The 12,576-nt window shown below is 70.2% G+C and carries 14 protein-coding genes; 4 read left to right on the forward strand and 10 right to left on the reverse strand.

Annotation, left to right across the window (positions count from 1 at the left end):
- The 4 genes from AC5DRG_RS10815 to AC5DRG_RS10830 are packed head-to-tail and all read left to right on the forward strand — an operon-like array spanning position 1 to position 2,882.
- Complete coding sequence (locus AC5DRG_RS10815) at positions 1-270, forward strand: acyl carrier protein (protein ID WP_491809786.1); 270 nt, start codon at positions 1-3, stop codon at positions 268-270.
- Between the two features lie 14 nt (positions 271-284).
- A complete protein-coding gene (locus AC5DRG_RS10820; RefSeq protein ID WP_491809787.1) occupies positions 285-1,145 on the forward strand; it encodes a 2-oxo acid dehydrogenase subunit E2 in 861 nt (286 codons plus the stop codon).
- Positions 1,120-1,827: a 4'-phosphopantetheinyl transferase family protein gene (locus AC5DRG_RS10825; RefSeq protein WP_491809788.1), complete on the forward strand. Its 708-nt coding sequence runs from the start codon at positions 1,120-1,122 to the stop codon at positions 1,825-1,827. The genes AC5DRG_RS10820 and AC5DRG_RS10825 overlap by 26 nt, the downstream gene beginning before the upstream one ends.
- Positions 1,824-2,882, forward strand: a complete 1,059-nt coding sequence (locus AC5DRG_RS10830) for an alpha/beta hydrolase (protein ID WP_491809789.1) — start codon at positions 1,824-1,826, stop codon at positions 2,880-2,882. Before AC5DRG_RS10825 ends, AC5DRG_RS10830 begins: the two co-directional genes overlap by 4 nt.
- On the opposite strand, the gene AC5DRG_RS10835 is transcribed toward AC5DRG_RS10830, so the two are convergent.
- The 10 genes from AC5DRG_RS10835 to AC5DRG_RS10880 form a co-directional block, all read right to left on the reverse strand.
- Entirely contained in the window at positions 2,773-3,627 is an 855-nt protein-coding gene (locus tag AC5DRG_RS10835) for an AfsR/SARP family transcriptional regulator (RefSeq protein WP_491809790.1), read from the reverse strand. The genes AC5DRG_RS10830 and AC5DRG_RS10835 overlap by 110 nt on opposite strands.
- 197 nt (positions 3,628-3,824) lie before the next feature.
- Positions 3,825-6,686: a DEAD/DEAH box helicase gene (locus AC5DRG_RS10840; RefSeq protein WP_491809791.1), complete on the reverse strand. Its 2,862-nt coding sequence runs from the start codon at positions 6,684-6,686 to the stop codon at positions 3,825-3,827.
- A 106-nt stretch (positions 6,687-6,792) separates the two neighbouring features.
- Complete coding sequence (tatC, locus tag AC5DRG_RS10845; protein WP_491809792.1) at positions 6,793-7,737, reverse strand: twin-arginine translocase subunit TatC; 945 nt, start codon at positions 7,735-7,737, stop codon at positions 6,793-6,795.
- Between the two features lie 47 nt (positions 7,738-7,784).
- On the reverse strand, positions 7,785-8,072 hold the full coding sequence (tatA, locus tag AC5DRG_RS10850) for a Sec-independent protein translocase subunit TatA (RefSeq protein WP_491809793.1): 288 nt from the start codon (positions 8,070-8,072) through the stop codon (positions 7,785-7,787).
- A 261-nt stretch (positions 8,073-8,333) separates the two neighbouring features.
- Positions 8,334-8,528, reverse strand: coding sequence for a hypothetical protein (locus AC5DRG_RS10855; RefSeq protein WP_491809794.1), 195 nt, complete (start codon positions 8,526-8,528; stop codon positions 8,334-8,336).
- 30 nt (positions 8,529-8,558) lie between these two features.
- Positions 8,559-8,852 carry a hypothetical protein gene (locus AC5DRG_RS10860; RefSeq protein WP_491809795.1) on the reverse strand — a complete coding sequence of 98 codons (294 nt, stop codon included), beginning with the start codon at positions 8,850-8,852 and terminating at the stop codon, positions 8,559-8,561.
- A gap of 72 nt (positions 8,853-8,924) precedes the next feature.
- Positions 8,925-9,953: a helix-turn-helix transcriptional regulator gene (locus AC5DRG_RS10865; RefSeq protein WP_491809796.1), complete on the reverse strand. Its 1,029-nt coding sequence runs from the start codon at positions 9,951-9,953 to the stop codon at positions 8,925-8,927.
- Between the two features lie 18 nt (positions 9,954-9,971).
- Positions 9,972-10,949 carry a helix-turn-helix transcriptional regulator gene (locus tag AC5DRG_RS10870; protein WP_491809797.1) on the reverse strand — a complete coding sequence of 326 codons (978 nt, stop codon included), beginning with the start codon at positions 10,947-10,949 and terminating at the stop codon, positions 9,972-9,974.
- 129 nt (positions 10,950-11,078) lie between these two features.
- Positions 11,079-11,450: an FKBP-type peptidyl-prolyl cis-trans isomerase gene (locus tag AC5DRG_RS10875; protein ID WP_491809798.1), complete on the reverse strand. Its 372-nt coding sequence runs from the start codon at positions 11,448-11,450 to the stop codon at positions 11,079-11,081.
- A gap of 94 nt (positions 11,451-11,544) precedes the next feature.
- Positions 11,545-12,552, reverse strand: a complete 1,008-nt coding sequence (locus AC5DRG_RS10880) for an FKBP-type peptidyl-prolyl cis-trans isomerase (RefSeq protein ID WP_491809799.1) — start codon at positions 12,550-12,552, stop codon at positions 11,545-11,547.
- Between the last annotated feature and the right edge of the window lie 24 nt (positions 12,553-12,576).

The following is a 12,576-nucleotide window of genomic DNA, read 5'->3' on the forward strand; positions in this document are numbered from 1 at the left end:
ATGTCCGAGACCACACAGACGCACGCTTTCCCCCTCACCGAGTTCGCGCGTCTTGTACGCGACGAGACCGGTCTGCCCCTGGGCACGACGCCCGCGGAGGAAACCGCCCTGCTCGACGCGGACTTCGACGAACTGCCCGAGTGGGACTCCATGTACCTGCTGAAGCTGGTGACCGCCCTGGAGCAGGCCCTCGGCCGCCCCGTGCCGGTCGGCCGGCTCCTCGAAGCCCGCACGCTGCGCCGTATCCACGAGTTGGTGATGACCCCATGACACCCATGACACCCGTGACACCCACAAGCACCGTCCATCCCGTACGGGATCGCCGCCACACCCTGTACTTCCTGGAGTACGCCGCCCGCCAGCGCCCCGTCCACCTGGACACGGACGTCGACATGGGCGCGATCCACGCCCACCGGAGCCGCGCCGACCGCCACTACTCGACGGTCGCCTACGTCCTGTACGCCGCGGGACGCGTCCTGCACCGACACCCGGAGGCCAACGCCGTTCTGGTGCCCGGGCGTTGGCGTGCGCCCCGGATCGTCCGCTTCCCTTCGGTCACCGGGAAACTGGCCCTCGACACGAAGTCTCCCGGCGGTGAGCGCATCGTCCTGTCGGCCTTGATCCCCGACCTCGAAACCGCGACGCTGGACGCCATCCAGGACCAGGTGGACCGCTACCGCTCGCCGGACGTCGCGTCGCTGCCGGAGTTCCGTGGCGTACGCGCCCTGGTCCGGCTCCCCGCCTGGCTCGGCCGCTCCGCCTTCACGAGCGCCCTGCGCAACGCCCGGCGGCGCCCCTCGATGCTCGGCACGGTCTCCGTCAGCTCGCTCGGCCACCGCCCGGTCGACGGCTTCCACTCCACGGGCGGTACGGCCATCACGCTGACCTGCGGCCGTACCACCCCGCGCCCCGTCGTCCGCCAGGACGGCACCATCGAGGCGGCCCCCGTGATGCGGCTGGGCCTGACCTTCGACCACCGCGTCCTGGACGGCGCCGCCGCGGCTGACGTGCTCGGGGAGCTCACGTACGCGCTGGAGCACGGCAGTTGGGAGGGCACGGCCGATGAGGACCGCGTCGACGGGCAACACCTCGCCCCGGTCGCCGAGTTGTGGCCTCCCGGTGCACCTCACCGGCCGGCCGGGTGAGGCGGCACGAGAGCGGGTCCGGGTCGAACTCGCCTCCCACGGCTCTGTGTTGGTGTACGGCGAGGTGAGCGAGTGGGCGAGCCGAGCCCCGACGCCGAAGGGCCCCGACGCCGCCCGGTTCTCGGCACCGGCTCACCCGGACGTCCGGGCCCGCTCACTAGCCGTCCGGGCCCTGCTGTACGCCGCCCTCGGCCCGGTCGAACTCGGCCGCCTGCCCGGCGGACGCCCCTGTCTGCACGGAACGGCCGGCCGCTACGCGGTCAGCTTCAGCCACTCCGCACAGCTGGCCCTCGTAGGCCTCTGCGAGCGAACGCCCGTCGGCCTGACGATCGGCGTCGACGTGGAACGCGCCGACAGGGAGCTGGACGGACCCCGCTTCCCCCACCGCATGTGCACCGCCCGCGAACTGGCCCAACTCGCCCGCACCCCGCCCGCCGACCGCAACGCCCTGCTGGTGCGCTGGTGGACGACAAAGGAGGCGTACGGCAAGGCACTTGGCCTCGGTCTGCGGCTGCCCTTCACGGAATGGGAGGCCGCCCTGACCGATCACCGCTGGACCACCCGCACCTTCACCCTCGGCGCCCCGGACGCCGCCTACACCGCGGCCGTGGCGATCGGCCCCGAACCCACCGACTCCCCCGATCCCACCGACTCCCCCGACGCTCCGGAGGACCGTCCATGACCACGCGACCGAACCCGATCACCCTCCCCGGCCCCCTGGCCGAACTCAAGGAATACGCGCGCCTGCACGCCCGCAACCAAGGACTGTCCGCCCGCGACACCGCCCGCGTCCTGGACCGCATCACCAACGACACCCCCGGCGACCCGCACTCCTGGACCCACGTCTGGCGCACCCGCGGCGACGAACTCGCCGCCGGGGGAAGCCTCCTGGACGCCTGCCGCCACTACACGCTGGCCCGCTTCCCCTACCCGTACGACGAACCGCGCCTGCAAGCACACCGGAGCGCCGTCGACACCCTCGACCGCTGGCACCGCACCCAGAGCGGCATGGAGCGCATTGAACTCGCCCACCCGGACGGCCCGTTGTACTGCTGGGCCGCCGGACTCGACCGTGACCGGCCGCTGTTGGTGGTGATGGGCGGCATCATCAGTACCAAGGAGCAGTGGGCGCCGCTGCTGCCCCGCCTCGTCCGCATGGGCTATGCGGCGGTCGTCGCCGAGCTGCCCGGAGTCGGCGAGAACTCCCAGCGCTACACGGCGGATTCCTGGCGCCTGATCCCCTACCTCCTCGACGCACTCTCCCCCCGTGCCCGCACCGACGCCACCTCCCTGCTCTTCCTCAGCTTCAGCGGCCACCTGGCCCTGCGCGCCGCCGCCGAGGACACCCGTATCCGCCGCATCCTGACGGTGGGCGCGCCGGTCGCGGACTTCTTCACCGACGCGGACTGGTGGCAGCGCCTGCCCCTGGTCACCAGGGACACCCTGCGCCGCCTGACGGACACTGCCGACGAGGCCGAACTCCGGGCTGTACTGAAGGAGTTCGTGCTCACTCCGAATCTCCTTGAGGCGGTAGGCGCGTCGGTGCGTTACGTCGCCAGTGCCCGCGACGAGATCATCCCGCCCGCGGACCCCGAACTGCTGCGCGCCACCGTCACCGACATCCGCGTCAAGGAGATCGACGACGTACACGGCTCGCCCGGTCATCCGGGAACGGTACGCCGTTGGCTCGCCTGGAATCTCCGGGGAAAGCCGGCCGCGGCCGCACCGGCCGGCTGACCGGAGGCTGAGCGCCGACCACCCTCGAATGCGCGCGGGCGAGCGCAGGGCCCGGGGGTACCCCGAGCTCGTCGTGCAGGGAACGCCGTACGGTCCGATAGGCCCGCAGCGCGTCCGCCGTCCGGCCGGCCCGGCGCAGCGCCTCCATGAGATGGCAGTGCAGCTGCTCACGCAGCGGATGGGCATGCGCGAGCTCCATCAGCTCACCGGTCAGCTCATGATGCCGCCCGAGCCGGAGATCGGCCTCGATCCGCAACTCAAGCGCCTCAAGGCGCAGTTCCTCCAGCCGGGTGGCGGCGGCGGCCAGCGCGGGCCCGTGCTCCACCCCGGAGACGGCGGGCCCGTCCCACAGCGCCAGGGCCTCACCGAGCTCCCGCGACACGGCCGCGAAGTCACCCGCCCGGTACGCCTGGCGCCCCCGCATGTGCAGTTCCTCGAACCGCCGGAGATCGAACTCGCCGGGCGCCACCCGCAGCAGATACCCGGGAGGCCGCGTCACCAGCGGCGTACCCCCGTCCGGCCCCGGCCCGCCCTCCGCTATCGCCTTGCGCAGATGGGACACGTACACCTGAAGTGTGGTCGCCGCGGTGCGGGGCGGCCCCTCGGGCCACAACTCGTCGAACAGGGCCGAGGCGGACACCACACTCCCCGACCGCAGCAGCAACGTGGCCAGCACGGCCCGCTGTTTGGCCGCCGAGGGCGTACGGGGTTCGAGTCGAACGGGACCGAGTACACGGAAGCGCATGACGACAGCAGCTCCTCTCCGCTACGGCCACCAGGGTCGCGCGACCGGCGGGAGCGAGCCGGGAACAACAAGGGAGGGCTTTGGGAGATCCACTGGAGCCGCCCTGAAGCACCTTTCCGGACAGGTCCGGTACGGCAGATTCCGGACCGCCTCACGGAGACGGCCCGGGACCTGGTCACACGACTGCTGCCGCCCGCTCAGCCCACGGACGAGTAGGCCACGACCCCGCGCAGCAGCCCGTCGACCGCCTTGCGCGCGTTCTTCGCGACCGTCGAGTTCTCGCCGCCGGAGACCGGTGCGGCCGCCGAGATCTGGCCGAGTACGTCGATGACCTGTTTGCACCAGCGCACGAAGTCCCCGGCCGGCATCTCCGCCTCACGCAACACCTCGTCGAGGCCCTTGCCGGACGCCCACATGTAGGCGGCCCAGGCGAAGCCCAGATCCGGCTCGCGCTGGCCGACGCCCTCGCTCTGGGTGATCCGGAAGTCCTCCTCCAGGGCGTCAAGGCGCCCCCAGATCCGGACCATCTCGCCGAGCGCGGCCTTGGCCTTGCCCGAGGGCAGCTTCGGCGCCATCGCGTCGTCGGCGGCCCGCGCCTCGTACACCAACGCCGAGACACAGGCGGCGAGTTCGGCGGGGGCGAGCCCCTCCCAGACGCCGGCGCGCAGGCATTCGCTGGCCAGCAGGTCGAGTTCGCCGTAGAGCCGGGCGAGCCGCTTGCCGTGCTCGGTGACCTCGTCGCCGCGCAGATAGTCCAGTTCGGTCAGCAGGGCGACGATACGGTCGAAGGTGCGGGCGATCGTGTTCGTACGCCCCTCGATACGCCGCTCCAGCTGCGAGGTGTCCCGCAGCAGCCGGTGGTAGCGCTCGGCCCAACGGGCGTGGTCCTCACGGTCGTTGCAGCCGTGGCAGGGGTGGGCGCGTATCGCCGTACGCAGCCGGGCGATCTCCCGGTCGTCGGCCGCCTGCGAGCGCTGCTTACGGGCCCGCTCCGGCGGGATGTGCCCGGCCTTGGTACGCAGCGCGGAGGCGAGGTCCCGACGGGACTGCGGGGAACGCGGGTTGAAGGACTTCGGGATCCGCATCCGTTCCAACGCCTCTACGGGCACCGGGAAGTCGATCGACGCGAGCCGCTTGACCTGCCGCTCGGCGGTCAGCACCAGCGGGCGCGGTCCGTCGTGGTGCTCGAAGCCGCGATGCCCGTTGGACCGCCCGGCCGGCAGCCCCGGGTCCAGCACCAGCGCCAGTCCCGCGTACTTGCCGGTCGGGACATGGATGACATCGCCCGGCTTGAGCTTCTCCAGCGCGACGGCGGCCTCCGCGCGCCGCTGCGAGACGCCCTCCCGCGCCAGCTCGGTCTCGCGGTCCTTGAGTTCGCGCCGCAGCTGCGCGTACTCCTCGAAGTTCCCGAGGTGGCAGGTCATGGACTCCTTGTAGCCGTCCAGTCCCTCCTCGTTGCGCTGCACCTGCCGCGAGATCCCGACGACCGACTTGTCGGCCTGGAACTGCGCGAACGACGTCTCAAGCAGCTCGCGCGAGCGATGCCGCCCGAACTGCTCCACGAGGTTGACCGCCATGTTGTACGACGGCTTGAAGCTGGAGCGCAGCGGATACGTGCGCGTGCCGGCCAGTCCCGCGAGGTGCTCGGGGCTGATCCCGCGCTGCCACAACACCACGGCGTGGCCCTCGACATCGATGCCGCGGCGGCCCGCACGGCCGGTGAGCTGTGTGTACTCGCCGGGCGTGATGTCGGCGTGCTGCTCGCCGTTCCACTTGACGAGCTTCTCCAACACCACCGACCGGGCGGGCATGTTGATGCCCAGCGCGAGCGTCTCGGTGGCGAAGACTGCCTTGACGAGCCCCCGGAGGAACAGTTCCTCGACGACTTCCTTGAACGTCGGCAGCATGCCCGCGTGATGGGCGGCGATCCCGCGCTCCAGGCCCTCCAGCCACTCGTAGTAGCCCAGGACGTGCAGGTCCTCGGTGGGGATGGACGCCGTGCGCTCCTCGACGAGCGCCCGGACTCTTTCCCGCGCCTCGTCGTCGTTGAGCCGCAGCCCGGCGAACAGGCACTGCTGTACGGCGGCCTCGCAGGCGGCGCGGCTGAAGATGAAGGTGATGGCGGGCAGCAGGCCCTCGGAGTCGAGCCGTTCGATGACTTCGGGTCTGCTCGGTGTCCACACGCGCGACCGTGATCTGCGCTCGCGCTCACGGTCGGCGTCGCGCATGGCGCGACCGCGTTTGCGGTCCTGGTAGGAGGGTCTGCTGGCCTCCATGCGCGCCAGGCGCGTGAGGTCCGGGTTGACGGCCTTCTTCTGGCCCTCGCCCTCCTCGAACAGGTCGTACATCCGCCGTCCGGCCAGCACGTGCTGGAACAGCGGCACGGGCCGGTGCTCGGAGACGATCACCTCGGTGTCGCCGCGGACGGTGTCGAGCCAGTCGCCGAACTCCTCGGCGTTCGACACGGTCGCCGACAGGGACACCAGGGTCACCGACTCGGGGAGGTGGATGATCACCTCTTCCCAGACGGCACCGCGGAAGCGGTCGGAGAGGTAGTGCACCTCGTCCATGACGACATGGCCGAGGCCGAGGAGGGTCTGCGAGCCCGCGTACAGCATGTTCCGCAGGACCTCGGTGGTCATCACGACCACCGGGGCTTCGGAGTTGACGCTGTTGTCGCCCGTGAGCAGACCGACCTTGTCCGCGCCGTAACGGCGGCACAGGTCGGCGTACTTCTGGTTCGACAGCGCCTTGATGGGTGTCGTGTAGAAGCACTTCTTGCCCTGCTGGAGGGCGAGGTGGACGGCGAACTCGCCGACGATCGTCTTGCCCGAACCGGTGGGCGCCGCGACCAGCACACCCTTGCCCGCCTCAAGTGCCTGGCAGGCCTCGATCTGGAAGGGGTCGAGACCGAAGTCGTACATCTCGCGGAAGCCCGCGAGCGCGGTGGCCTGCTCGGCTGCCCGCAGGCGGGCTGCCGCGTACCGCTCGGCCGGGGAGAGGTCCTCTGTCATCGTGCTTTCGAGCGTACCGGGCGCCACTGACAACAGGACGATCATTATCCGGATCCGCCCTTGCCGAACCCAGGATCCGCGCAGCTCAGGACCTCACGCCCCGGACACCTCCCCCGCAACAGGGGGGAAGCGGCCGGCTGCGCCCTGTGGCTCAGGTCACGTCGTCATAGCCGTTGACCCGGTCCGTGCTCGTCTGCTCGGGCAGGGCCCGGCTGGCGGAGACGGTCTCGATCTCACCGATGGCCTCGGGGGTGAGGTCCAGGTCGGAGGCCTCGTCGTCGGCGGGGCCCTCGGCGTCACGGCGGCGCCTGCGCCGGTCGTTCAGCAGCGAGAAGGCCACCGCGCCGAAGTACAGGATCCAGATCGGTCCGGCCAGCGCCAGCATGGTCAGCGGGTCCGTGCTCGGTGTCGCCACCGCCGCGAACACCGTGATGCCCATGATCATGGCGCGCCACCAGCCGAGCATCCGCTTGCCGGTGATCGCCCCGGTGAGATTGAGGAAGACCAGCAGCAGAGGCAGCTCGAAGGAGAGGCCGAAGACGAGCACCATGCGCGTGACGAGGTCGAGCAGGTCGTCGAGCGGCAGCAGGTTGTCGGTGCCGTCCGGGGTGAACTCGAGCAGCACCTTCGCCGTGGTGGGCAGCACCGTGTAGGCGAAGTAGGCGCCGCCGAGGAAGAGCGGGGCGCCGGTACCGACGAACGCGTAGGCGTACTTCTTCTCGTGCCGGTGCAGACCGGGCGCGACGAAGGCCCACAGCTGGTAGAGCCAGACCGGCGAGGCCAGAACCACACCGGCCATCAACGACACCTTCAACGCCAGCGTGAACGGGGTGAGCAGACCGTTGATGGTGATCTGCGCACACGGCTCGGTGGTGTCCTTCGCCAACTGCTCGAAGCTCTGGTCACAGCCGACCGAATCGAGGATCGGCCTGGTGATCAGGTTGATGATGTCGTTGTAGAAGAAGGCAGCGACGACGGTGACTGCGACGATGGCCAGCATCGCCTTCGCGAGCCGGTTGCGGAGCTCGCGCAAGTGGTCCACGAGGGGCATCCGCCCCTCGGGGTCCGTCTCCGTAGTGCGGGCAGACTTGAGCAACCCACGTCCTCATCTCATGCGGCAGGCCGAAGTCGTCCGGCCCTGCGTCAGCGCTTGGTCGTGTCCGTCGGCTCCGTGACCGGGCGCGAGCTCGTCACGTCGCCGGGCGCGGCCTGGATGGTGCGCTGTGCCGGGGTCTGCTCTTCGGTGGTCGGCGGACCGGCCGGGGCGGGGGTGCTGCCGCCCTCTTCCTTCATCGCCTTGGCCTCGCTCTTGAGGATGCGAGCGGACTTGCCGAGCGACCGAGCCATGTCCGGAAGCTTCTTCGCGCCGAACAGCAGGATGATGACGACGAGGATGAGAATGATCTCGGGAGCTCCGAGCCTTCCGAACATAATTCTTTACCTTCTCACCGAGGCGGCTGGGGTGGGGTGCTGTCCGATCGGCCGGACATCTGTCCGAAAGATCGTGCTGACAGCGATCGTAACGCTCAGGGGTAAACGTGAGGCAATCCCCGTGCGTACTCCCGGTCCGCGGTCCGGGCCTCGTTCTCCGGGCCGCGATCAGCAGCGTACCTGTCTGGGCCACCAGGGTGACAGGGCGAAGTGCCCCAAAACGCATCCACCGCAGTTCTCACAGAGCATCTACAGCAGGACTCACAGTGAGTCCACAGCCCGGGCCGTGCTCACGGCCGCCCGCTCAAGCTCCTCGGCGGCCCTGTTGATGCGCTGCGCGGAGTCCGAAACCTGCAGGCCGAGCCGCCGGGCCTCGACGAAGACCCGCACGGCGAGCACACCGAGAACGGCGAGACCGAGAAAACCCACTGCAACCGCGAACATCGCCCAGAACATAGGTCGAGCCTAGGCCCTGCCCTCAGCTGCCTAGAGCGCGGAGGTCAGTCGCAGCGTGCTGACCCCGCCGCCGGTGAGCAGCTCGATGATCCGTTCGCCCGCGGGCTTGCGGACGACGGCGTCGCAGTCGGGGCAGGTGAAGGAGTAGAACGTGGTGCGGGTGGTGGCGCCGATGGCCAGGCGCAGGGCGCTCGCGGTGAGCTCGAAGCTGCCCCGGCAGTCCGGGCAGCCCGCCCGGAACACCACGGGGGTCACGCTTCTCATCCCGGCGAACGCGGACGCCACCGACACTTCCCGAACCCCGGACATCGCCGACTCGCTCAAAGCTCCTGCTCCCCTTTTTCCGGTTCTCCGGTTTTCCGGTTCGTTCGCCTCCGGGGCCCCAGCCCCGGAGGCTCACTCAGGCCTGTCGTGCAGCCGGTCATGAACTTGATGGGCACCCTGAGGTGCGTCGTACGCCTCCAGCGCCTCGCGGGCCGCCCGGCGGGCGCTGTCGGCCAACTCGGGCGGCGAGACGATGCGTCCGTCGCGCCCCAGCCGCAGCGCCAGCCGGCGCAGCGACGCCGGGTCGGGGGTGCGCAAGGTAATACGCAGCCCACCGTCGGGAAGCTCATCGGCGCTGTCGTGCGGGTAGTACTCGGCGACCCAGCGCCCGCCCGGGCCGACCTCGACGACGACCTCCGGGTCCTCCGCGGCGGGCTGCACCAGGCCCTCCGAGAGGTCCCGCAACTCGATCTCGGGCGGCGCGGACGGCTCGTCCAGGATCTTGATCTCGGCGACCCGGTCGAGCCGGAAGGTACGGCGCGCCTCGGAGCGCCGGCACCAGGCCTCGACGTAGGTGTGGCCGACGCTGACGAGGCGGATCGGGTCGATCTCGCGCTCGGTGAGCTCGTCGCGGGCGGGTGAGTAGTAGCGGATCCACAGGCGGCGCCGCTCGGAGATGGCCCGGTCGACGTCGGCGAAGACCCCGCCCTCCGACTCGAAGGTCACCGACAGTCGCGAGCTGGCGCCCGCCGCCTCGCCGGCCGCCGTCTCCACCTTGGCGGTGGCCCGCAGCAGCGCCTGCCGGTCGCCCTCCCGCAGTCCGGGCAGGGTCGACACGGCTCGGGCGGCGACCAGGAGCGCGGTCGCCTCGTCGGCGGCCAGCCGCAGCGGCTCGGCCCCCTCCGCCCCGAGGGCCGAGGGGTTGTGCCACCAGATCCGCTCGCCGTCGGTGTCGATGTCGAGGAGGTCGCCGCCGCGGAAGCTGGTGCCGCACATGGGCAGCACGTCGAGGTCGGAGACCAGCTCGTCCTCGGTGATCCCGAAGGCGCGGGCGACGTCCTCGATCCGGGCGCCGGGACGCTCCCGCAGATACGTCACCAGGGACAGCATCCGCCGGGTCTGGTCGATGGCGTTGACGGGCTTGGCCGGTTTGCCTGCCACAGTGTTGTCCGCTCCCCCTCAGCCCTTGGCCACGGCACGCAGCCGGTCCACCACGTCGCCCCGCAGCTCGGCCGGCTCCAGGACCACGACGTCCGGCCCGAACTCCACCAGCCAGGCGTCCAGCCCGTGCCCGTACGGAATCTCCAACTCGTCCCAGCCGTCACCGAGTTCCCGCACCGCGCTCGCCTTCGCCCGCAAGGGGTACCCGGCGCCCGAGCGCAGCCGGATCAGCGCGCTGCGGTCGGCGGTCTCCCCCGCCCAGCTCGCCACGGTCTCGCGCACGGTCACGACGTCCGGCACCTCCGCGGTGAACCGGCCGCTGCGCGAGCGCACCTTGCCGGTGATCCGGGACAGTCGGAAGACGCGCTCGGCGCCCCGGTCGCGGTCCCAGCCCGCCAGATACCAGTGGCCGCGCCAGCACTCCAGCGCCCACGGCTCGACATGCCGGGGCTCGGGCCGGGCGGCCGTCGCCTTGCGGTAGTCGAAGACGACCGGCCGGCGGTCACGGCAGGCGAGCATCAAGGGCTCGAAGGACGCCTCGTGCACCGGAATCCGGGGTTCCAGGGCGCCATGGGCCTCGTACGGATCGACGTCCTCGGGCAGCCCGGCCGCCCGCAGCTTCTGCAGAGCGCCGCTGGCCGCGCCGGCGAGCCTGGCCTGCTGCCACACCTTGGCGGCAAGGCCCAGTGCGGCGGCCTCCTCGGCGTCCAGGGTGATGGGCGGGAGCCGGTTGCTGTCGCGGCGGGCCAGGTAACCGACCTCGCCGTCCAGGTTCTCCACGGTGTCGATGACGAGCCCGAGTTCACGCAGGTCGTCCTTGTCCCGCTCGAACATGCGGTTGAAGGAGTCGTCGCTGCTCGCCGCACCGTTTCCGGGCCCGAAAGCCTCGACATAGGCCTCGATGGACTCGCGCAGCTCGCGCTTGCTGAGCGGCCGCCGCGTCCCGAGCAGACACAGCGCCAGGTTCATCAGCCGCTCGGCCTTGGCAATGGCCATCGACGCCCTTCGCCTCCCTATGGTGCTTACGAACGATGACCGTACCGCCCAGCGGTGGCGCGGCAAAAGCCGAGGGCCCATGCCCGGACAGGCATGGACCCCAGGTGATCGGGTGTGGTCGCGGAGCGATCAGACTCCGAGGAGGTCGACCACGAAGATCAGCGTCTCACCGGGCTTGATCGCCGGGGTCGGGCTCTGGTTGCCGTAGGCGAGGTGGGCCGGGATGGTCAGCTGGCGCCGGCCGCCGACCTTCATGCCCTGCACACCCTGGTCCCAGCCCTTGATGACCCGGCCGCCGCCCAGCGGGAAGCGGAAGGGGGTGCCACGGTTCCAGCTGGCGTCGAACTCCTCGCCGGTGCTGAAGGCGACTCCCACATAGTGGACGCTGACGTTGTGACCCGCCTTCGCCACCTCGCCGTCGCCCTCCCAGATGTCCTTGATCTCAAGGTCCTTCGGGGGCTCGCCGCCGGGAAAGTCGATCTCGGGCTTCTCGATGCTCACGTCTTTGGCTCCTGCATCTGTACGACAAGACAACTCGGACAGTCTTGCATCCCGCACCGGGGCACGCCTGCCCCAGGCCGGACTCCTCAACCAGTTACACCTTCGCCAGGATGTCCACGGAGAAGACCAGCGTGGAGTCCTTCTTGATGTCACTGCCCGACGGCGGGCTGTCGCCGTAACCCAGAGCCGGCGGAATGACGATGAGGACACGGCTGCCGACCTTCTTGCCCGTCAGCCCCTGCGCCCAGCCCTTGACGACCTGCTGGAGCGAGAACGAGGTCAGCGCGTCCCTGCTGTACGTCGAGTCGAACTCCTTGCCCGTGTCCCACAGCACGCCCTTGTACTGCACGAGCACGGTGCTCTCCGCCGCGACCACGTCGCCGTCACCCTCGATGACGTAGTTCGCCACCAGCTTCGTCGGCGCGTCCGACTCGGGGATGTCGATGGAGGGCGCCTTGCCGTCGGTGTTGGTGCCGACCTTGGGCAGGTCCACGTTGTCCTGCGCCACGTCCGTGCCCTTGGCGGAGTTCTTCGAGTTGAACGTCGCCTGCACATCGACCACGAAGACCAGCGTGTCGGTGCCCTTGATACCCGCCTGCGAGTTGCCCGAGGTGCCGTAACCCCAGGTCGGCGGAATGGCCATCTCGACCCGGCTGCCGGCCTTCTTCCCCGTCAGGCCATACCGCCAGCCGTCGATGATGCTTCCCTGCGCGAGCTGGATGAGCAGCGGCGTCTTACGGTCGTAGGAGTTGTCGAAGACCTTCGCCGTGTCCCAGACCTGGCCCAGGTAGTTCGCCTGCACCCAGTCGTTCTCCGCGACGATCTGACCGGTGCCCGCGATGACCGTCTTCACCGCCAGATCCTCCGACGGATCCCCCGAACCCTTAGCGACCGTCGGCTTCTCGCCGAACTTCGTGCCCGCCGTGATACCCGGCAGCGGCCCGTCGACGATCTTCGGCGGCGGAGCCGCCGAGGTGTCCGACGCCGACGGGGACGGCGACGCGCTGTCGCTGGCCTCGCTCGAACCGCCGTCGTCGTCGCCGCATCCGGCGAGCGTGACCAGTCCAGCGGGTACGGCAAGAAGAAGTGAGCGTCGGCGCACGATGGAAGCCTCGTATCGGTCGAT

This window comes from Streptomyces sp. JLBG701 (genome assembly GCF_058544905.1).

Bases quoted from the DNA above. Each gene is read 5' to 3' on its own strand.
- AC5DRG_RS10815 (WP_491809786.1), top strand. From the start codon at position 1: ATGTCCGAGACCACACAGACGCACGCTTTCCCCCTCACCGAGTTCGCG.
- AC5DRG_RS10830 (WP_491809789.1), top strand. From the start codon at position 1,824: ATGACCACGCGACCGAACCCGATCACCCTCCCCGGCCCCCTGGCCGAA.
- AC5DRG_RS10835 (WP_491809790.1), bottom strand. From the start codon at position 3,627: ATGCGCTTCCGTGTACTCGGTCCCGTTCGACTCGAACCCCGTACGCCC.
- AC5DRG_RS10840 (WP_491809791.1), bottom strand. From the start codon at position 6,686: ATGATCGTCCTGTTGTCAGTGGCGCCCGGTACGCTCGAAAGCACGATG.
- tatA (WP_491809793.1), bottom strand. From the start codon at position 8,072: ATGTTCGGAAGGCTCGGAGCTCCCGAGATCATTCTCATCCTCGTCGTC.
- AC5DRG_RS10855 (WP_491809794.1), bottom strand. From the start codon at position 8,528: ATGTTCTGGGCGATGTTCGCGGTTGCAGTGGGTTTTCTCGGTCTCGCC.
- AC5DRG_RS10870 (WP_491809797.1), bottom strand. From the start codon at position 10,949: ATGGCCATTGCCAAGGCCGAGCGGCTGATGAACCTGGCGCTGTGTCTG.